This window comes from Ottowia sp. (assembly GCF_047975795.1).
Classification (GTDB): Bacteria; Pseudomonadota; Gammaproteobacteria; order Burkholderiales; family Burkholderiaceae_C; genus Ottowia.
The window spans coordinates 17992-38497 of record NZ_JBKEEE010000051.1; the positions used below are offsets into that span (position 1 = coordinate 17992).

Below are 20506 nucleotides of genomic sequence, written 5' to 3' on the forward strand. Positions count from 1 at the left end.
ATTCATTTCATTGTAGGCAGGTCAGCGCATTGGCCGCTATGCGTGCCGGTCACACCAGCGGCATGACCATGGCCGTTTACAACAACGGTGACGCCAGCCGGGCAACGGCTTCAAACAGGCGCTGCCATGGCGACACCGCACGACGCTCTGGCACCAGCTTGCAGTGCGACAAATCGGCCTGAAACATGGCCGCCAGCTGCTGGTTGAAGTCGTCATCCAGTACCACCGCAGCGACTTCAAAGTTCAGCCGGAAACTGCGGTTGTCAAAGTTGGCGCTGCCGACCATGCCGTAGTACTGATCGACCAGCAGCGTCTTGGCGTGGAACATGCGCCCTTGGTATTCAAACACCAGCACGCCTGCGGCTTGCAGCTCGGCGTAGTACGAGCGGGCCGCTGCGCTGACCACCAGCGAATCGCTGCGCTGGGGCACGATCAGTTTGACCTGCACGCCGCGCAGGGCCGCGTTGGTCAGCGCCAACAGGGCCGCCTCGGTGGGCACGAAATACGGTGTGGCCAGCCACACACGCTCGCGCGCGAGGTTCAGCGCGTCAATCACGGCGCGGTGGATGGCCTCAGTGTCCGAATCTGGCCCCGAAGCCACGATCTGCACCGGCACCGGCCCGGCGGGTTCGGGCGGCAGCAGCACTTCATCGCGGCTGGCGCGCGCGCCTTCAGCGTACTGCCAGTCCTGCATGAACACGTATTGCAGCCAGCGCACGGCCCCACCACGGATCAGCAAATGGGTGTCGCGGTAGGCATCGTCAGGGCGCAAGTGTTCGTTTTCGTCGTCGGTGACGTTGATGCCGCCAACAAAGCCCACGCGGCCGTCCACCACCACGATCTTGCGGTGCGTGCGCAGGTTGACCAGCGGGCGCAGGCGGTCCAGCCGCGCCGGGTGAAACACGGCGAACTGCCCGCCCGCAGCTTCGTATTCAGCCAGCAGGTACCGATGCCTGCGCGACAGCAGCGCGGGCGATCCCACCGCATCCACCAGCAGCCGCACCTTGACGCCCGCTCGCGCCCGCGCCGTCAGCGCTTGCAGCAGGCGGGTGCCGGTCTGATCCGGCTCAAAAATGTAGTACTCTAGATGGATGTGGCACTGGGCCTGCGCAATCTCTTGCAGCAAGGCGTGCAGCGTGGCACCACCACTGGGCAGGATGTCGACACTTTGGGCGCTGGACACCGGCAGATCGGCCGTGTTGTGGATCAGCGCGACATGCTGGCGCGCCCACACCGGCACCTCGGTGTATTCGGCGCGCAGCGCATCCACATCCTTGCGGGACATCACCGACGCCCGGTGGTGCCAGCGCTTGAGGCGCTGGCGCTGAATGCGTTGCGGCCCGAAGGTGGCGTAAATGATGGCCCCCACCACCGGCAGCAAGTTCACGACGATGATCCACGCCAGCGTCGACACCGGTGACTTGCGTTGCATGATGATCCACAGCGTGAGCGCCACCGCCGCTGCCGCCCAGCCCCAAATCAGCCACAAGGGCCACGCAAAACCCAAGAACACCACGCCATGAACCCCAAACGGCGTCAGCATGATTTGACGGGCACCCGCGCCATCAACCCACCCGGCGCGCCCAGTCATCGGGCGCAAAACCCACAGTCACCTCACCGTCTGCAGCGCCTGCCACTTGACGCCATTCGACCACCGGGCGCCTGATGGCGCTGGGCTGGGCCGTCAACAGCGCTGCGGCGCTGGCCTCGTCGTGCACGGCCGCCTGCGCCGTCGCGTCCAGCTTGCGCCAGGTGGTGCCCTGGCGGTTGAGCAGCTTTTCCCACCCCACGGCATTCGTCCAGCGTCGCAGGTGTTCAGGCGGCACACCTTGCTTTTTGAAATCGTGAAACACCACATCCACCCCGCGCTCGGCCAGCCAAGCGCGGGCCTTTTTCACAGTGTCGCAATTGGGAATGCCGTAGAGCGTGACGAAAGTGGTCATGCCGATGATGATGCCACGGCCCAACGGCGGGTCTGTGACAATCGGCACCGACATGAAAACCCTTCAAGAATGGCTCGCCCATGCCGAGCGCCTGCACCCCAAGGCTATCGCGCTGGGGCTGAGTCGCGTGCGCGCCGTGGCCAGTCGTATGGACTTGCGGTTTGACTGCCCGGTGTTCACCGTGGCAGGCACCAACGGCAAAGGCTCCACCGTGGCCATGTTGGAGTCGATTCTGGACGCCGCCGGATTCCGCACCGGGGCCTACACCTCGCCCCATCTGGTGCACTTTGAAGAGCGCTGCCGATTGCGTGGCACGCCCGTCAATGCTGCCGAATTAGAAGCATCGTTCGCCCGTGTGGAAAGCGCTCGTGGCGATACTGACCTCACGTATTTCGAGTTCACTACGCTCGCCATTTTGGACGTGCTGGCGCGTGCCGGGCTGGATGCGGTCATCCTGGAAGTGGGCCTGGGCGGACGCCTGGACGCAGTCAACCTGATCGATGCCGATTGCGCCCTCATCACCAGCATCGATATCGACCACGCCGAGCTGCTGGGCCACACGCGCGAGCAGATCGGTTTTGAGAAAGCGGGCATCCTGCGCACCGACAAGCCCGCCATCGTCAGCGACCCCGTACCGCCGCAAAGCGTGATTGACCGCGCCACCGAGATCGGGGCCGATGTATGGCTGCTGGGGCGCGACTACAACTACACCGGCGACCAGCAGCAATGGGCCTGGGCCGGACGCGGGCGGCGCTACGGCGGGCTGGCCTATCCGGCCCTGCGCGGGGCCAACCAGTTGCTCAACGCCTCGGGCGTGCTGGCGGCGCTGGCGGCGCTGCGCCCCAGACTGCCGGTCACGGCACAGGCTGTGCGCTCCGGTTTGGCCAAGGTGGTCTTGCCCGGGCGCTTTCAAATCGTGCCTGGCCAGCCCGCCCTGGTGCTGGACGTGGCCCACAACCCCCATGCAGTGGCCGCGCTGGCGCTCAACCTGGACGCCATGGGCTTTTACCCCCGCACGCACGCGGTGTTGGGGGCCATGGCCGACAAAGACATCACGCCCATATTGCAACGCATGGCCCCGTTGGTCGACCACTGGTATTTCACCGATTTACCCACGCCCCGCGCCGCTACCGGTGCGTCCCTGCAAGCAGCGTGGCAAGCCATCGGCCAGCAGCGTCCAGGCGGCACTTCAGCCGTGTTCGTTACACCGCAGCAGGCCCTGCAAGCAGCCGCTGATGCGGCTACCCCCGCTGATAGAATCGTGGTCTTCGGATCGTTTTACACCGTTGGCGGCGTGCTGGCGCACGGCATCCCGCGTCTGCAAGCCGACCAGCACGGCCCAGACGCCCGCGGCTGACCCAGGATCTCCATGGCATTTTTCAAATTTCGCCAGCGCGGCCAGGCCCCCGCCGAAGCCCCCAACCGCGCCGCCAAGCCCACCGCGTCCCTGCATCAGGAATCCATCGACAACCTGCGCCGCCGCGCACGCCACCGCTTGCTGGGCGCTGCCGTTTTGGTGCTGGCAGCGGTGGTCGGCTTTCCCATGCTGTTCGACACCCAGCCCCGCCCGGTGGCCGTGAACGCGCCCATCACCATCCCCGACAAAGACAGCGTGGCCCCACTGCCTGGCCCTGACGCCGTCAACACCCGCGTGCCCGATGCGAGCAGCCTGGGCGAGCGCGAAGAGGTGCTGAGCGCCACCCCAAACCCTGGCACCAGCGCCGCCGCACCAGCGACTCCAGCCACGACTCCACCGGCCACCAACACCACTAACACCGCCACCAACAACAGCCGCGCTGACGCGCGTGCAGCCGAAGCCGCAGAACGCACACGCCGCGAAGAGCAAGCCAAGGCCCAGCGTGAAGAAGCTGCCCGAGAAACCGCACGCACGCAGCGCGAAGAAGACCAAGCCAAGCGCGATGCCGAAAAACGCGAGGCCGAAGCCAAGGTCCGCCGTGACGCTGAAGCCAAAGCACGCCGCGAAGCCGAGGCCAAAGCCCAGCGCGACGAAGCCGCACGCGCACGCGCCATTCTGGAAGGGCGCGGCAGCAAACCAGCCACAGCCAGCACCGGCACCAACGCCAGCAGCAACGACCAGGGCCGTTTCGTTATCCAAGTCGGCGCTTTTGCCGAAGACAGCGCGGTGCGCAGCGTGCGCCAAAAGGCCGAGCGGGCGGGCGTCAAAACTTACACGCAGGTGGTCAACACCTCCGGCGGCAAGCGCACGCGGGTGCGGGTGGGGCCATTCAGCAGCCGCGCCGAGGCCGAGAAAGCCGCTGCCACACTGAAAAAAGCGGGCCTGTCCGGCTCCATTTTGTCGTTGTAAACACAGGGGGAATTGGATGTGATGAGCGCTGTGGACTGGATTTGTATCGCCATTTTGCTGGCGTCATTGCTGCTGGGTGCATGGCGCGGCCTGGTTTATGAGGTGCTGGCCATTGCGGGCTGGATCGTGGCCTTTTTTGTCGCCCGCTGGATCGGCCCCACCGTCGGCCTGGGGCTGCCGATGGGCGAAGCCAGCCAATCGATGCGGCAGGCCGCCGGTTTTGCGCTGGTATTCGTGGTCACCGCTTTTATGTGCGGCATGATGGCCACCTTGGCGCGCCTGATGGCCCGAAAGATGGGCGCACGCCCCGTCGATCGCACCTTTGGTGCCGCCTTTGGCGTGGTGCGTGGCGTGCTGCTGCTGGTGTTGGCGGCGGCGCTTTTGCGCATGACGCCGCTGCACAAAGAACCCTGGTGGCAAACGGCTGCCAGCGCCCCGTGGCTTGAAATGGGGCTGACCCAGCTCCAACCTATGTTGCCAACATCTCTGAACAAACTGCTTTCGGGCGAAACCACGGAGCCTGCGCCCGCTCAATCCGGGTCTACGCCCACTCAATCCGAACCAGCCCTGCTCCCCATCTGAGGCATCAACACCATGTGCGGCATCGTCGGCGTTGTCAGCAACGCACCCGTCAACCAGCTTATTTATGACGCGCTGCTGCTGTTGCAGCACCGGGGGCAAGATGCCGCAGGCATTGTTACCCAGCAAGACCGCAAGTTCTTCATGCACAAGGCCAAAGGCATGGTGCGCGATGCGTTTCGCACGCGTGACATGCGTGCGCTGCCTGGCCACAGTGGTCTCGGCCAGGTGCGCTACCCCACGGCGGGCGACGCTTTCAGCGAAGAAGAGGCGCAGCCCTTTTACGTCAACGCGCCCTTTGGCGTGGTACTGGTGCACAACGGCAACCTGACCAATGCCCAGGCGCTGAAAACCGAGCTGTTTTCTACCGACCACCGCCACATCAACACCGAGAGCGACTCCGAAGTGCTGCTGAACGTGCTGGCGCACGAGCTGGAACGCGCCACGCGCGGCAATGCACTGGGGCCAGACCAGGTGTTTGAGGCCGTGGCCCATGTGCACCGGCGCGTGCGTGGCTCTTACGCCGTGATTGCGCAGATTGCCGGACACGGCATGGTGGCATTTCGTGACCCGTATGGCATTCGCCCGCTGATTTTTGGCCGTGGCCCAGACGGCGGCGTGATGGTGGCCAGCGAATCGGTGGCACTGGAAGGCACGGGCTTTACGCCTGAGCGCGACGTGGCCCCCGGCGAAGCCCTTTTTGTGCCGCTGGACGGCACAGCGCACACCCGCCAGTGCGCGGCCCAAACCCAGTTGTCGCCTTGCATTTTTGAGTTTGTGTATCTGGCCCGGCCCGATTCAGTACTGGACGGCATGTCGGTCTACCAAGCGCGCCTGAATCTGGGGCAAACGCTGGCCAAACGGGTGGTGTCCACGGTGCCGCCGAGCGAGATCGACGTCGTCATCCCCATCCCCGAATCCAGCCGCCCCAGCGCGACTGAGCTGGCGCGCCTGCTGGGCAAGCCCTACCGCGAAGGTTTTGTCAAAAACCGCTATGTGGGCCGCACCTTCATCATGCCGGGCCAGGGCGTGCGCAAGAAGTCGGTGCGCCAAAAACTCAACGCCATTGCCAGCGAATTTGCGGGGCGCAACGTGCTGCTGGTGGACGACTCGATCGTGCGCGGCACCACCTCGAAAGAAATCGTGCAGATGGCGCGCGAGGCCGGGGCCAACAAGGTTTACATGGCCAGCGCCGCGCCGCCCGTGCGCCACCCCAATGTGTATGGCATCGACATGCCCACCAGGCAAGAGTTGGTGGCGCATGACCGCAGCGTGGAGCAGATTCGCGAAATGATTGGGGCCGATGCGCTGATTTACCAGGACGTGGAAGCCATGAAGCGAGCTGTGGGACAACTCAACCCCTCAGTGGCGGGCTTTGAAGCTTCGTGCTTTGACGGCGTGTACGTCACTGGCGATATTTCTGACAGCGACATTGCGCGCATGAACGATCAGCGCATCAAAACGGGCGAAGACGACGAAGACACCTCACGCCTGAACCTGCCCAAAGCCACCGCAGCCTGACCACCATGCCTCAATCCTCAGACGCTGCCCCCGCTTTGCCAGACGGCCTGCACCCCGATACGCTGGCGCTGCACACCAGCATTGCCCCCAGCCCTTATGGCGAAAATTCTGACGCGCTGTACCTCACCAGTTGCTTCGTGCAACCCAGCGCTGCCGCATCCGCACGCCGCTTTGCGGGCGATGAAGACGGCTACACCTATTCGCGCACCAGCAACCCGTCGGTCACCGCCTTTGAGCAGCGCCTGGCCGCACTGGAAGGCAGCGAAGCGGCCATTGGCACATCCAGCGGCATGGCGGCCATCTTGCTGATGGGCATGGGCCTGCTGAAAAGCGGCGACCACGTGATCTGCTCACGCTCGGTATTCGGCAGCACCATCAAGCTGCTGGGCAGCGAGTTTGCCAAGTTCGGTGTCGAAACCAGTTTTGTATCGCAAACCGACGTCGCCGAATGGCGCGCCGCTGTGCGCCCCAGCACTCGCCTGCTGTTTGCCGAAACACCCACCAACCCGCTGACCGAGGTGTGCGACATTCGCGCCCTGGCCGATCTGGCCCATGGTGCCGGTGCGCTGCTGGCGGCGGACAACACCTTTTCCACACCCGTGCTGCAACGGCCGATGGCATTGGGGGCCGATTTGTCCATCCATTCGGGCACCAAGTTTTTGGATGGGCAAGGCCGGGCCATGGCGGGTGCCATTTGTGCCTCACGCCAGTTGGTGGACGATGTATTCGCGCCCCTGATCCGCACGGCGGGCATAGTACTGGCACCGTTCAATGCCTGGGTGATGCACAAAGGCATGGAAACCCTGGCCGTGCGCGTGCAGGCGCAAAGCCGCCATGCGCTGCGCGTGGCCCAGTGGCTGGAACAGCACCCGGCGGTTGATCGTGTGTTCTATCCCGGCCTGCCCTCACACCCGCAGCACGCGCTGGCCATGGCACAACAAGCCAACGTGGGCGGTGCGGTGATTGCCTTCAGCATCAAGGCAGACACGCCCGAGCAAGCGCGCGCCCGTGCCTTCCATGTCATCGACAGTTGCCGCGTGTGCCGCATCGCCACCAACCTGGGCGACGTGAAAACGCTGATCTGCCACCCGGCCAGCACCTCGCACGGCCGCCTGAGCGAAGCACAGCGCCAATCGGCGGGCGTGGTGCAAGGGCTGATCCGCCTGTCTGTCGGCCTGGAGCACCCAGGCGACATCGAAACCGATCTGGCACGTGGGCTGGATAATGCGTTCAATGTAGCCTGATGCTACTTTAATAATAGCTTATTACGCTTTATACACCTGCACTAGAGGCAAAAATGACTGATAAAAAATCATCTCTGCACGATGCCCCTGTGCGCACCCGCTTCGCGCCTTCACCCACGGGCTTCATCCATCTGGGCAACATCCGCTCGGCCTTGTACCCGTGGGCATTTGCCCGCTCGCAAGGCGGTGCGTTCATCCTGCGCATTGAAGACACCGATCAAGAGCGTTCGACCCAGGCGGCGGTCGACGTCATTTTGGAAGGCATGGCCTGGCTGGGCCTGAACCACGACGAAGGCCCGTTCTACCAAATGCAGCGCATGGCGCGCTACAAAACCGTGTTGGCCGACATGCAGGCACGCGGCCTGGTCTACCCCTGCTACATGAGCGTGGCCGAGCTGGACGCGCTGCGCGAACGCCAAATGGCCGCCAAGCAAAAGCCCCGTTACGACGGCACCTGGCGGCCCGAACCCGGCAAAGCCCTACCGCCCGTGCCTGAAGGCGTGCAACCCGTGCTGCGCTTTAAAAACCCGCTGGACGGCAGCGTGGTGTGGGACGACAAGGTCAAAGGCCGCGTGGAAGTGTGCAACGATGAGCTGGACGATCTGGTCATCGCCCGCCCCGACGGCACCCCCACCTACAACTTCTGCGTGGTGGTGGACGACATCGACATGCGCATCACCCACGTCATCCGCGGCGACGACCACGTCAACAACACGCCGCGCCAGATCAACATCTTCCGCGCCCTAGGTCATGAACCACCGGTGTATGCGCACCTGCCGACGGTGCTGAACGAGCAGGGCGAGAAGATGAGCAAGCGCCACGGTGCCAAGCCCGTCACCCAATACCGCGACGAGGGCTACTTGCCCGACGCCATGGTCAACTACCTGGCTCGTTTGGGCTGGAGCCACGGCGACGACGAAATCTTCAGCCGCCAGCAATTTCTCGACTGGTTCAACCTCGACCACCTGGGTGCCAGCGCCGGTCGCTTTGACGAAACCAAGCTGCGCTGGGTCAACGCCCAGCACTTGAAAACCATGGACGACGCAGCACTGTCACCGCTGGTGGCCGTGCAACTGCAAAAACGCGGCATCGCGGCGGACGAGCGCCTGCCCGCCCTCTGTGGCCTGTTCAAAGACCGCTGCGAAACCACCGTCCAACTGGCCGACTGGGCCATGCCGTACTACACCGACGTGCAGCCTTCCGATGACGACCGGGCCAAGCATGTGACCGAAGTCATTCAGCCCGCCATCGCCACGCTGCACGACAAGTTGGCTGAAGTGCGCTGGGATGCCGCATCCATCGGTACCACTATCAAAGAAGTGCTGGCCGCCCAGCAACTCAAAATGCCGCAACTGGCCATGCCTGTACGCGTGCTGGTCATGGGCACCCCGCAAACTCCGTCACTGGATGCCGTGCTGGCCTTGCATCACAAAGAAACCGTACTGGCACGTTTGAAAAAAGCTTGAGTGGGCCATAGAATTCAGCATATAATGCAAGGCTCGACACCCAACGGGGGGTATAGCTCAGCTGGGAGAGCGCTTGCATGGCATGCAAGAGGTCAGCGGTTCGATCCCGCTTACCTCCACCAGGTCTGTTGAGAACAAAAAGTCTGAAGGTTTTGACCCTATCGTCTAGAGGCCTAGGACACCACCCTTTCACGGTGGGTACCGGGGTTCGAATCCCCGTAGGGTCGCCAAGTTTTGTGGCGCTTGATTCCGCAAGGAATGAAAGCCACACCAACGCGGAGTGGTAGTTCAGTTGGTTAGAATACCGGCCTGTCACGCCGGGGGTCGCGGGTTCGAGTCCCGTCCACTCCGCCAGAATGCAACCCTAAGTGATTGATTCACTTAGGGTTTTTTCTTTGACAGAATACATTTCCACCTAAAACCAACCTGGTAGGGCGTGCAATCAATTGCAAAACGGACTGTGGCAACTGTCCTGGCAATTGATTGCAGAACAGATCGGTGCCTCTTTGGCTAGACTTACGTAACCAAGTCAGCAAGATTGAATATCGCAAGGAGCCACTTCATGAGCGAACCCGTCACAAGCGGAACACATTTCAAGCTACAAGGTGCGACAGCACTCCTGACTCTGGACGATGCCAGTTCGCGCAACGCTTTTGCTGGACCTGTGCGCGATGGCTTGCGCAATGCCCTGACTGAGATTCGCAACAACCGATCCATTCGCGCCGTGGTTTTAACCGGAGCCAATGGTGCTTTTTGCGCCGGTGGTGATTTGAGAGCACTGTCCACTGCCCATGAACAGCCCAGCGACGTGCTGCGTGACCGCATGCGGAACTCGAATGCCATTTTTCGCGATCTGTTGACATTGGATATTCCGGTGATTGCTGCCGTCGACGGTGCAGCTTTCGGCGCTGGCTTCAGTCTGGCCTTGACGGCTGACTTTGTGCTGGTGTCACCGCGTGCGCGCTTTTGCATGGTGTTTTCCCGTATCGGGCTGGTTCCCGATTGTGGTGCGACCTACACGTTACCGCGCGCTGTGGGCGCACAACGCGCGCGTGAACTGCTGTTGTCGACGCGTGAAGTTGATGCCGACGAAGCGCTGCGCCTGGGTATCGCCATGGAGCGCCACGACAGCGACCAACTACTGCCGCGTGCGCTGGCACTGGCCGAAAGCTTCGCCACCAGCGCTCCGCTTTCCACGGCAATGATCAAGCGCATGGCTTTGGATGCGGGAGCGCTGGAGGCCGCGCTGGAGGCCGAAGCCAACGCACAGGCATTGTGTTTTCAGACAGCGGCTTTTCGCGAGGCTGTGGAAAGATTTTTTAACAAACAACCACCCGCTTTCCGATGGCCAGTCAACAAGGAGCAATAAGCAAGAAAATGGTGAAAGGCAAGGTTGTCATTGTCAGCGCCTGTGGCGCGCACGTGATGGCTGGTTTGCCGTACTGACACCGCAAGATGCCGAGTTTGCCGGTCTGTGCCGCGTACTTGGTCGGCCGGAACTGGTGGAAGACGAACGCTTTCGCACCATCGGCGCACGCCGCACTTACCTGAAGCAATGGCGCGCCATCCTTGATCCACTGGCGAAGCAGCATGCCGTGGACGAACTTGTAGCGCGCCTTGGCGAAGCTGGGGTGCCCGCTGGGCGCGTCAACGCCAAAGCTGATCTGGCCTCAGACAGGCAGGTCATTCACAACGGCACGCTACAGACGCTGGATCATCCAGGCTGCGGCCCATTGAAAATGCCGCGGGCAGCAGCCTTGTTTTCACATTCAAAATCTGCACCACCAGCAGTTGCCGCAGGCAAAGGGCAGCACACGCGCGAAATTCTGCTTGAGATTGGCAAAGACCATGCCACCATCGACAAGCTTTACGCCGATGGTGCTGTGGCCTGATCGTCAATCCCAAGTGCTGCCTGTCACGCACAGGCTCCAAAAACTTGCACACGCACCGCCGGAAAGCACAGGGCAAAGCACGCCCCTTTGCCCAGTGTGCTGCTAATTTGAAGCTCGCCGCCATGGCGCTGCACCACGTGTTTGGTGATCGCCAGGCCTAGGCCCGTCCCCCCGGATTCGCGCGAGCGGCTGCGATCGACCCGGTAAAAGCGCTCACCCAGGCGCGGCAGGTGCTCTGGCGCAATGCCCGGGCCGCTGTCGGTCACGGCCAAGCGTGCCCGGCCGTCTGGCAACTGTTCCCAGCGCACCTCGATACGGCCGCCTGCGGGGGTGTAGCGCACGGCGTTGTTGATCAGGTTGGAGATGGCGCTGCGCAGTTCACTGGCTGATCCGGTCAGCCCGAACCCAGGCACCGGCCCAAAAATCAAGGACTGAGGCTTGGCGTCATCGGGGTACAACAGGCTGGACAAGGCACTGGCTTCGGTCTGGCACAACGCCATCATGGCACCCAGGTCCACTTGCTCACTCATGCCAGGCTGCGGGCTGCCTTCCAGGCGAGAAAGCATGAGCAAGTCGCTGATCAGTGTTTGCATGCGCTCAGACTGCGTGGCCATCATGCCCAGATAGGTGGCCCGCTCTTCATCGGTCAAAGGCAGGGTTTGCAGGGTTTCCACAAAACCGGCCAGCACCGTGAGCGGCGTGCGCAGCTCGTGCGACACATTGGCGATAAAGTCGCGCCGCATAGCCTCGGCCTGCGCCAAGGCGGTGATATCGCGCGACAGCAGCAACTGCTGCCCCGCACCATAAGGGAAAATCTGTACCGATAAACGCACCGGACGTCCGGGCCGATCTTGCTGCCCAATCAGTTCCACATCGCTGTCAAAGTTGCGCGCTGCCAGATAAGCCGTGAACGCTGGCTGGCGTACCAGGTTGCCAATGTGTTGCAGCAAATCGCGTTGCGCATCCAGCCCAAGGTGCGACCCGGCAATGGCGTTGAACCATTCAATGCGTCCTTCAGAGTCCAGCAGCAGCACCCCGTTGGGTGAAGCCTGAATTGCGGCCAAAAAATCATCCAGCCGCTGGGCGCTTTCACGCACCCGCTCACGCTCGCCACGCAGCATTTTGGCCACGCGATAGGCCGCATCGCCCCACAGGCCACGGGTGCTTGACGGGGCGTTCAGATCAGGCTCGCGCAGCCATTGCACAAAGCGCCGTCCGCGCAAAGTGTGCACCACCTGCACCGCCGCAGCCCCGCACGCCACACCAGCAAGCGCACCCGGCCAGCCCCATAGCCGCCAGCCCAGCAACCCCAGCGCGGTCGGCATGAAAACCGAGGAAAGAATGTCAAACAGCATGCGCCGCACCCAATGATCGTCAGCTACAGGCTGGCCAATATGTTGAGATCAACTGCTTTAACTGGACGGCCCATGCACCGCTGCAAGAGGCTGCGCCGTCAGGCGGTAGCCCGCGCCACGCACCGTCTCCAGCAAGGCGCTGGCAGGCCCCAGTGCTTCACGCAAACGCTTGATGTGCACATCCACCGTGCGCTCTTCGATGAACACATGGTCGCCCCACACCTTGTCCAGCAGTTGCCCGCGGCTGTGCACGCGCTCGGCATGGCCCATCAGGTAGTGCAGCAGCTTGAATTCGGTTGGCCCCAGCTTGAGCGGCTGCCCGTCGTAGCTGGCCCGGTGCGTGGTCGGATCCAGCAGCAGCGCGCCCATCGCCACCGGGCCGCCAGTTTGCTCGGGCGCGCGGCGGCGCAGCACGGCGCGAATGCGGGCCAGCATCTCCTTGGTGGAAAACGGTTTGACGATGTAGTCGTCAGCCCCCGCATCCAGGCCCGCCACACGGTCAGATTCATCGCTGCGCGCCGTAAGCATCAAAATCGGCACCGACTTGGTGCGTGCATCCTGACGCCACTTGCGCGCCAGCGACAGACCGCTTTCGCCCGGCAGCATCCAGTCCAGCAAAATCACATCAGGCAGCACCGCATTCAGCTCACGTTGGGCACTTTCGCTGTCCATGGCCCAGGTGGGCTGAAAGCCGTTGTGACGCAAGTTGACGGCAATCAGCTCGGCAATCGGTGCCTCATCCTCAACGATCAATACGCGCGGGGTGTTTCTCATCGGGCGGCCGATTCGACCCCATCGGGGCCACTGTGCCGCACATCAGCACCTTTGACGATGTAGATCACGAACTCGGCAATGTTCTTGGCATGGTCGCCGATGCGTTCAATGGCCTTGGCCAGGGTCAGCAAGTCCAGGCTGGCTGAAATGGTGCGCGGGTCTTCCATCATGTAGGTGATGAGCTTGCGCACAAAACCATCGAACTCGCGGTCGACATGGTCGTCGTCCTTGATGATGGCCACGGCGTCATCGGCGCTCAACCGCGCAAACGCATCCAGCGCCTTGCGCAACTGTTGCGCGGCCAGATCAGCCGCCATGCGCAGCTCGCCCGCAGGCAGCACCCGCGCTTTGCCTGAGTCAATGATGCGCTTGACCATGCGGGCGATCTTGGCCGCCTCATCGCCCACCCGCTCCAGATTGGCAGTGGTTTTTGAAATGGCCAGCAGCAAGCGCAAGTCAATCGCCGTTGGCTGGCGCCGCGCAATGATGTTCGACAGCTCGCGGTCAATTTCCAGCTCCAGCGCGTTGACCCGGTGCTCCGTGTCTTGCACCTGGTCGGCCACTTCGATGTTGAACTCAGACAGCGCGTACATGGCCTGCCGGATCTGCATCTCGACCATGCCGCCCAGCTCAAGCACGTGCGAGGACACCTGATTAAGCTCGTTGTCGAACTGGCTGGAAATGTGTTTGTCGGTCATGCGGTTTCCTTCAGGCCGTATCAGCCAAACCGGCCCGTGATGTAGTCTTCGGTCTCTTTGCGCTTGGGCTTGAAGAACAACTCTTCAGTGGCACCACACTCCATCAGCTCGCCCAGATACATGTAAGCGGTGTAGTCGCTCACGCGGGCGGCCTGCTGCATGTTGTGGGTGACGATGGCGATGGTGTAGTCGCGTTTGAGTTCGTGCACCAGCTCTTCCACCTTGCCGGTTGAAATCGGGTCCAGCGCCGATGTGGGCTCGTCCAGCAGCAGCACCGATGGCTTCACGGCCACGCTGCGTGCAATGCACAGGCGCTGCTGTTGCCCACCTGAAAGCGACAGACCGCTTTGGCCCAGCTTATCTTTGACCTCGGTCCACAATGCCGCCTTGGACAGCGCCCACTCCACGCGCTCATCCATATCGGGCTTGTTCAGCTTTTCGTACAGGCGCACGCCGAAGGCAATGTTCTCGTAAATCGTCATCGGAAACGGCGTGGGTTTTTGAAACACCATGCCCACGCTGGCGCGCAGCAGATTGATGTCCACGCTCGGATCCAGAATGTTTTTGCCATTCAGCAAAATCTGCCCCACCGCGCGCTGGCCGGGGTACAGGCTGTACATGCGGTTAAGCGTGCGCAGCAGTGTCGATTTGCCACAACCCGACGGGCCAATGAATGCGGTGGCTTTGCGCTCTGGAATGCCCAAGTTGATTTTTTTCAGCCCTTGAAACCCATTGGCATAGAAAAAATCAAGGTCGCGAATTTCCAGCGCCAGGCGCTCAGGTTCGCGGCAGGTGGCAGCAGGCGAGATCGCAGCCTGCGGGCGGGGTGTCAATACTTCCATGTCAGTGGCCCCATCAGGTGTTGAAAATGTTCGGTATCCATGCTCAATGCCCAGGTGCTTTGTCGCGGAAGTACACCCGCGCCACCACGTTGATGGCCAGCACCGCCAGTGTGATCAGCAGCGCGCCACCCCAGGCCAGGCGAATCCAGTTGTCGTACGGACTCATGGCGAACTGGAAAATCACCACCGGCAGGTTGGCCATGGGTTGCCCCATGTCGGTGCTGAAAAACTGGTTGTTGAGGGCGGTGAACAGCAATGGCGCTGTTTCGCCACTGACGCGGGCAATGGCCAGCAACAGGCCCGTGATCACCCCGCTGCGCGCTGCGCGCAAGGTAATCATCAGCGACACCTTCCAGCGCGGCGCACCCAGGGCGGCAGCCGCCTCGCGCAGGCTGCCGGGCACCAGCCGCAACATGTTTTCGGTAGTGCGCATCACCACAGGAATGGCGATCAGCGACAGCGCCAGCGAACCCGCATAACCCGAAAAGCGCCCCGTCGGTGCCACCAAAATGGCGTAGACAAACAAACCCAGCACGATGGACGGCGCTGACAGCATGATGTCGGTCACAAAGCGCGTGACCTCGGCGGTCTTGCTCTCGTCGCCGTATTCGGCCAGATACAGCCCGGCCAGAATGCCAATCGGGGTCGACACCAGCACCGTCAGGCCCAGCATCATCAAACTGCCTACGATGGCGTTGCGCAGGCCACCACCTTCAGAGCCAGGCGCGGGCGTATCGTGAATAAACATATTCAAATCGACCGCCGCCAGGCCCTTGCCCAGCAGCACGAAAAGAATCCACAACAGCACGATCAAACCCACCACCATGGCCCCCATCGACAGGGTCAGCCCAATGGCGTTGGCCGTACGGCGCTTGCGGTACAAGGCATTGGCAGTTTGCATGGTTTATCAGGTGCCTTTGGCGCGCTCGGCGCGGATGATCATGATCTTGGCCAGTGCCAGCACCACAAAGGTGATGACGAACAGCAAAAAGCCCAGAGCGAACAGTGTGGTCAGGTGCAGATCAGCCGCCTCGCCAAACTCGTTGGCCAAGGTGGAGGCAATCGACGTGCCTGATGAAAACAGCGACGAAGGCATGCGGTTGGCATTGCCAATCACGAACGTGACGGCCATGGTTTCACCCAGCGCACGCCCCAAGCCCAGCATGATGCCGCCAATCACACCCTTTTGCGTGTAAGGCAACACCACCTTGCGCACCACTTCCCAGGTGGTGCAGCCCAGGCCGTAGGCCGACTCGCGCAGGATGGGCGGTACGATCTCGAACACATCACGCATCACCGCCGCGATGTACGGCAAGATCATGAAAGCCAGCACAATCGCCGCCGCCAAAATGCCCATGCCGTTGACCGCACCGCCAAACAGCCAGCCCACCAGCGGCATGCCGCCCAGCACCTGCTGCAAAGGCATTTGCACGTAGTCGGCAAACAAAGGCGCAAACACAAACAGGCCGAACATGCCGTAAATGATGGACGGCACTGCGGCCAGCAACTCGATTGCGGTGCCCAACGGCCTGCGCAGCCAGGCGGGGCAGTTCTCGGTCAAAAACAGGGCTATGCCGAACGCCAGCGGCACCGCCAGCAGCAGCGCTATGCCCGCGCTGAGCACCGTGCCCACAATGGCAATGGCCGCGCCAAACTGCTCGTTAACGACGTCCCACTCCACCGTCCACAAAAACTGAACGCCAAAGGTTTTGAAGGTGGGCCAGGCGCTGATGAACAGCGACACCAAAATGCCCGCCAGCGCCGCCAGCACCAGCAGAGAAAACAGTTGCGTGCCACGGTGAAACAGCGCGTCTTGCCAACGCTGGCGCCGGGCAATGGCAGCAACGTTCTGGTTTTTCTGGTCTTGCGCCGGAGTTTCAGACCCTGGCGCGCTGTTCAGTGTGGTCATTGAGACACTCATGCTGTCCTCATGCGCTCAATTATCGGGGGCGATCAAACATCAGGGTGATCAAACGGTCTGCCAGCCCAAGCACTCTGCGCGAGTGCGATCCGGCTGACAGCTTGAATGCATCAACCGTCGATCTCACTTGGTGCTGATCTGCGTCCACACTTTGGCGCGAATTTCGCTGGTCAGCGTGTCAGGCAGCGGCACGTAATCCAGCTCGCTGGCCGACTGCTTGCCGTTTTTGAAAGCCCAGTCGAAGAACTTCAGCACCTCGGCCGACTGCGCCTTGTCGGCCGGCTCCTTGTACATCAGGATGAACGAAGCAGTGGAGATGGGCCACGACTTGTCGCCCTTGGCGTTGACCATCGACACTCCCATACCCGGCGCGCTGAACCAGTCCACGCCGTTGGCGGCCGATGCAAACGTGGCGTCGTCGGGCGACACAAAATTGCCCGCCTGGTTCTGGATCTGCATGTAGGTCAGCTTGTTTTTCTTGGCGTAGGCGTATTCCACATAGCCAATGGCACCTTTGATGCGGCCCACGTTGGCGGCCACACCTTCGTTGCCCTTGCCACCGATGGAGCTGGATGCGGGCCACTTGACGGCATTGCCCTTGCCCACCTTGTCGGCCCAGTCTTTGCTGACCGTATTCAGGTAATCCGTGAAGTTGAAGGTGGTGCCCGAACCATCGGCGCGGTGCACCACGGTAATAGCCTGATCGGGCAGTTTTTTTCCAGGGTTCAGGGCGGCAAATTTGGGGTCGTTCCACTTGCTGATGGTGCCCATGAACATCTCAGCCAGTACCGGGCCGGTCACGCGCAAGTCGCCAGGCGCAAAACCCTCCACATTCAGCACCGGCACCGTACCGCCAATGATGGCGGGAAACTGCACCATGCCGTCCTTGGCCAGGTCATCGCCTTTCACAGGCGCATCGCTGGCACCAAAAGCCACGGTCTTGGCCCGAATCTGGCGCACGCCGCCCGACGAGCCGATCGACTGGTAATTCAAGCCCACGCCAGACGCCGCCTTGTAGCCTTCGGCCCACTTGGCATACACCGGGTACGGAAAACTGGCCCCCGCACCCGTGATGTCGGCCGCATACGCGGCTGTGCCCACCAATGAACCCAACGCTGTGACAGCCAATACCTTGAGGAATGCACGCTTCATGTGAAACACCTTTGTTGAAGTGATGTGGATGAAGCGACTTTATGGAATCAATGTGACAACTTTGTGACGTCACCCTTTCTTCACGAACCGGCTGCGGTGATGCCCCGTCACCCGAATCGGCCACAATCGCCTCCATCGCGTGCATTGGGACATGCATTTGGACGCGCATCTGGTTTTGGACTACCTTCTCACACATCTATGCAAACTGGTCAGCGCCTCGCCGCTGTGGACATGGGATCCAACAGCTTTCGCCTTGAAATCGCCAAGCTCGAGCTGGGCCAGCTTCAGCGCATGGAATACCACAAGGAAACCGTGCGCCAGGGCGCGGGCCTGGACGCCGACCGCCGCCTGTCCCAAGACGCCATGCAGCGCGGCTGGAACTGTCTGGCCCGTTTTGCCGAGCGCTTGTCCAGCTTTGAAACCAGCCAGGTGCGCGCCGTGGCCACCCAAACCCTGCGTGAAGCGCGTAACCGCGACGAATTCATTGGCCGCGCACAAGACATTCTGGGCTTTCCCATCGACGTCATTTCTGGCCGCGAAGAAGCGCGCCTGATCTACCAGGGCGTGGCCCACTTGCTGCCCCAGTCGGACGAGCGCCGCCTGGTGCTGGACATCGGTGGCCGCTCAACCGAGTTGATCATCGGCAGCGGCTACACCCCCCACACCATGGAGTCGTACCGCGTCGGCAGCGTGGCCTGGTCGATGCGCTACTTTCCTGACGGACAGCTCAGCACCAAAAACTTCGAGCGTGCCGAAATCGCCGCCAAAGCCGTGATGGACGAAGCCATCACCACCCACGGGCCGACGCACTGGGACGTGGTTTATGGCTGCTCAGGCACGGTGGGCGCGATTGCCGATGCCCTGCTGGCGGCTGGCCGCGTGCCCGCGCGCCACATCGTCACACGCGACAATTTGCACTGGCTGCGCGACAAACTCATCAAAGCGCGCCGCACCGACGCCATCCGGCTGGAAGGCATCAAAGAAGACCGCCAGCCCGTGATTGCCGGCGGCCTGGCGGTGCTGTGCGCACTGACCGACCTGCTGGACATCGACCAGTTGCAATACGCCTATGGCGCACTGCGCCACGGCGCGCTGTACGACATGCTCGACCGCGCGCACCACGACACCGACGTGCGCGCCGCCGCCATCGAATCACTGGCCCTGCGCTTTCAAATCGACCAGCCCCAAGCCGCGCGCGTAGCCCGCACCGCCTTGCGCCTGTTCAGCCAGATCGGCACGGGCCTGAAGAAAAAGCAGCGCCACGAGGCCGAACGCCAAATCGAATGGGCCGCCCGGTTGCACGAAATCGGTGTGCGCATCTCCCACGCCGACCACCACAAACACGGCGCTTACATCCTGGACAACACCGACGCCTCAGGCTTTGCCCTGCATGAGCTGCACCACCTCAGCCGATTGGTACTGGGCCACCGTGGCAAGCTGCGCAAACTTGAAACCGCATTGGACGATCCGCTGTTCGTGCAACAACTGCTGGCCTTGCGCCTGGCCGTCATCTTGTGCCACGCCCGGCAAGACCCCGACGACGCCCACCTCACCCTGCGCAGCGACAAAAACGCCTCCGACCAAGGACTTGTATTGAGTTTTCGCAAAAACTGGGATCACGACTGGCCCCAATCCGCCCACCTGCTGCGCGAAGAAGTGCTGGCCTGGCAGCGCACACCTTGGAGCCTGCGGCTCAGGGCCTGTTAACGCCAGAGCGCATTCACATGGCCTTCTGAGTCATAGCGTCTAGGCATCAGTTTTCTCGTGACCGCCTCGGCACCTGTTACATCCAGTGCCGATCATCGGCACGCGCCTGCGCACCTCCGGTGGTTATAGTGTGACACCCCTCAACCAACCCATCCGAAAGGAGATGAAGTGGCCTACGAATTCATTACCACCCGCACAGAAGCCGACCAAGTCGGCATCATCACCCTCAACCGCCCCAAACAGCTCAACGCCTTGAACGGCCAGTTGATGCGCGAGCTGGGCCAGGCGCTGAAAGAGTTTGACGCCAACCCCGCCATCGGCTGCATGATCGTCACCGGCAGCGAAAAAGCCTTTGCCGCCGGTGCCGACATCGGTGCCATGGCCAGCTACAGCTTTGCCGACGTGTACCGCGACGACTACATCACGCGCGACTGGGAAACCATTCGCTCGGTTCGCAAGCCGGTGATTGCCGCAGTCAGCGGTTTTGCGCTGGGTGGCGGTTGCGAGCTGGCGATGATGTGCGACTTCATCATCGCCGCCGACAACGCCAAGTTTGGCCAGCCCGAAATCAAGCTGGGCGTCATCCCCGGCGCAGGTGGCACGCAGCGCTTGCCGCGCGCTGTGGGCAAATCCAAAGCCATGGACATGGCGCTCACGGCCCGCATGATGAACGCTGAAGAAGCCGAGCGCAGCGGCCTGGTCAGTCGTGTGGTGCCATCGGACAAGCTGATGGACGAAGCGCTGGCCGCCGCCATCACCATCTGCGGCTTTGGCCAACTGGCCGTCATGGCCGCCAAGGAATGCGTCAACCGCGCCTTCGAGGGCACACTGTCCGACGGCGTCAGCTTTGAGCGTCGCCTGTTCCACGGCCTGTTTGCCACTACCGACCAAAAAGAAGGCATGGACGCCTTCGTCAACAAGCGCGCGCCGGTATTCAAGCACCAATAACAACACCGCATGCCTTGCAGCCTGTCGACCAACTGGCTGACATATATAATGCGCGGTTGCCGGTGGTATAGCTCAGATGGTTAGAGCGTGGGATTCATAACCCCAAGGTCGGTGGTTCGATTCCACCTACCACCACCA

Annotated in this window: 19 protein-coding genes and 4 tRNA genes; 14 read left to right on the top strand and 9 right to left on the bottom strand. The window is 62.1% G+C overall.

Annotated elements, in window-relative coordinates:
* Nucleotides 1-76: 76 nt before the first annotated feature.
* Nucleotides 77-1543, bottom strand: a complete 1467-nt coding sequence (gene cls, locus ACK5NW_RS08375; protein ID WP_416926969.1) for a cardiolipin synthase — start codon at nucleotides 1541-1543, stop codon at nucleotides 77-79.
* 22 nt (nucleotides 1544-1565) lie between these two features.
* On the bottom strand, nucleotides 1566-1943 hold the full coding sequence (locus ACK5NW_RS08380; protein ID WP_416927005.1) for an arsenate reductase: 378 nt from the start codon (nucleotides 1941-1943) through the stop codon (nucleotides 1566-1568).
* A gap of 52 nt (nucleotides 1944-1995) precedes the next feature.
* Between ACK5NW_RS08380 and folC the strand changes: the two genes are divergently transcribed.
* The 11 genes from folC to ACK5NW_RS08435 all read left to right on the top strand — a co-directional run bounded on the left by folC (nucleotide 1996) and on the right by ACK5NW_RS08435 (nucleotide 10971).
* On the top strand, nucleotides 1996-3300 hold the full coding sequence (folC, locus tag ACK5NW_RS08385) for a bifunctional tetrahydrofolate synthase/dihydrofolate synthase (RefSeq protein WP_416926971.1): 1305 nt from the start codon (nucleotides 1996-1998) through the stop codon (nucleotides 3298-3300).
* Between the two features lie 12 nt (nucleotides 3301-3312).
* The gene (locus ACK5NW_RS08390; RefSeq protein ID WP_416926973.1) at nucleotides 3313-4269 is read left to right on the top strand and encodes an SPOR domain-containing protein; all 957 of its coding nucleotides are present in this window, start codon (nucleotides 3313-3315) and stop codon (nucleotides 4267-4269) included.
* 21 nt (nucleotides 4270-4290) lie between these two features.
* Nucleotides 4291-4851: a CvpA family protein gene (locus ACK5NW_RS08395; protein WP_416926975.1), complete on the top strand. Its 561-nt coding sequence runs from the start codon at nucleotides 4291-4293 to the stop codon at nucleotides 4849-4851.
* 12 nt (nucleotides 4852-4863) lie between these two features.
* On the top strand, nucleotides 4864-6369 hold the full coding sequence (gene purF, locus ACK5NW_RS08400; protein WP_416926977.1) for an amidophosphoribosyltransferase: 1506 nt from the start codon (nucleotides 4864-4866) through the stop codon (nucleotides 6367-6369).
* 5 nt (nucleotides 6370-6374) lie between these two features.
* On the top strand, nucleotides 6375-7613 hold the full coding sequence (locus ACK5NW_RS08405) for an O-succinylhomoserine sulfhydrylase (RefSeq protein ID WP_416926979.1): 1239 nt from the start codon (nucleotides 6375-6377) through the stop codon (nucleotides 7611-7613).
* A 53-nt stretch (nucleotides 7614-7666) separates the two neighbouring features.
* Nucleotides 7667-9079 (top strand): glutamate--tRNA ligase, encoded by a 1413-nt coding sequence (gltX, locus tag ACK5NW_RS08410; protein WP_416926981.1) that lies wholly within the window; start codon nucleotides 7667-7669, stop codon nucleotides 9077-9079.
* A 46-nt stretch (nucleotides 9080-9125) separates the two neighbouring features.
* Nucleotides 9126-9201: transfer RNA gene (locus tag ACK5NW_RS08415), tRNA-Ala, on the top strand.
* Nucleotides 9202-9233: 32 nt separating this feature from the next.
* Nucleotides 9234-9309, top strand: a tRNA-Glu gene (locus ACK5NW_RS08420).
* A 47-nt stretch (nucleotides 9310-9356) separates the two neighbouring features.
* A tRNA-Asp gene (locus tag ACK5NW_RS08425) sits at nucleotides 9357-9433 on the top strand.
* A 208-nt stretch (nucleotides 9434-9641) separates the two neighbouring features.
* Nucleotides 9642-10448 (top strand): enoyl-CoA hydratase/isomerase family protein, encoded by an 807-nt coding sequence (locus ACK5NW_RS08430; protein WP_416926983.1) that lies wholly within the window; start codon nucleotides 9642-9644, stop codon nucleotides 10446-10448.
* Nucleotides 10449-10488: 40 nt separating this feature from the next.
* Nucleotides 10489-10971 carry a CoA transferase gene (locus ACK5NW_RS08435; RefSeq protein WP_416927007.1) on the top strand — a complete coding sequence of 161 codons (483 nt, stop codon included), beginning with the start codon at nucleotides 10489-10491 and terminating at the stop codon, nucleotides 10969-10971.
* A 23-nt stretch (nucleotides 10972-10994) separates the two neighbouring features.
* Here the strand turns inward: ACK5NW_RS08435 and phoR are convergent, their stop codons facing one another.
* The 7 genes from phoR to pstS form a co-directional block, all read right to left on the bottom strand.
* Nucleotides 10995-12326: a phosphate regulon sensor histidine kinase PhoR gene (gene phoR / locus ACK5NW_RS08440; RefSeq protein ID WP_416926985.1), complete on the bottom strand. Its 1332-nt coding sequence runs from the start codon at nucleotides 12324-12326 to the stop codon at nucleotides 10995-10997.
* A gap of 57 nt (nucleotides 12327-12383) precedes the next feature.
* On the bottom strand, nucleotides 12384-13100 hold the full coding sequence (gene phoB / locus ACK5NW_RS08445; RefSeq protein WP_416926987.1) for a phosphate regulon transcriptional regulator PhoB: 717 nt from the start codon (nucleotides 13098-13100) through the stop codon (nucleotides 12384-12386).
* Entirely contained in the window at nucleotides 13097-13798 is a 702-nt protein-coding gene (phoU, locus tag ACK5NW_RS08450) for a phosphate signaling complex protein PhoU (RefSeq protein WP_416926989.1), read from the bottom strand. Before phoU ends, phoB begins: the two co-directional genes overlap by 4 nt.
* A 20-nt stretch (nucleotides 13799-13818) precedes the next feature.
* A complete protein-coding gene (pstB, locus tag ACK5NW_RS08455; protein WP_416926991.1) occupies nucleotides 13819-14640 on the bottom strand; it encodes a phosphate ABC transporter ATP-binding protein PstB in 822 nt (273 codons plus the stop codon).
* Between the two features lie 43 nt (nucleotides 14641-14683).
* A complete protein-coding gene (gene pstA, locus ACK5NW_RS08460) occupies nucleotides 14684-15541 on the bottom strand; it encodes a phosphate ABC transporter permease PstA (protein WP_416926993.1) in 858 nt (285 codons plus the stop codon).
* Between the two features lie 6 nt (nucleotides 15542-15547).
* Nucleotides 15548-16549: a phosphate ABC transporter permease subunit PstC gene (gene pstC, locus ACK5NW_RS08465; RefSeq protein ID WP_416926995.1), complete on the bottom strand. Its 1002-nt coding sequence runs from the start codon at nucleotides 16547-16549 to the stop codon at nucleotides 15548-15550.
* Nucleotides 16550-16684: 135 nt separating this feature from the next.
* Complete coding sequence (pstS, locus tag ACK5NW_RS08470; RefSeq protein WP_416926997.1) at nucleotides 16685-17713, bottom strand: phosphate ABC transporter substrate-binding protein PstS; 1029 nt, start codon at nucleotides 17711-17713, stop codon at nucleotides 16685-16687.
* A gap of 198 nt (nucleotides 17714-17911) precedes the next feature.
* Here pstS and ppx point away from each other — a divergent pair, with 198 nt between their 5' ends.
* The 3 genes from ppx (at nucleotide 17912) to ACK5NW_RS08485 (ending at nucleotide 20506) form a co-directional block, all read left to right on the top strand.
* On the top strand, nucleotides 17912-19420 hold the full coding sequence (gene ppx, locus ACK5NW_RS08475) for an exopolyphosphatase (protein ID WP_416926999.1): 1509 nt from the start codon (nucleotides 17912-17914) through the stop codon (nucleotides 19418-19420).
* A gap of 168 nt (nucleotides 19421-19588) precedes the next feature.
* Nucleotides 19589-20368 carry an enoyl-CoA hydratase gene (locus ACK5NW_RS08480; RefSeq protein WP_416927001.1) on the top strand — a complete coding sequence of 260 codons (780 nt, stop codon included), beginning with the start codon at nucleotides 19589-19591 and terminating at the stop codon, nucleotides 20366-20368.
* Nucleotides 20369-20429: 61 nt separating this feature from the next.
* A tRNA-Met gene (locus tag ACK5NW_RS08485) sits at nucleotides 20430-20506 on the top strand.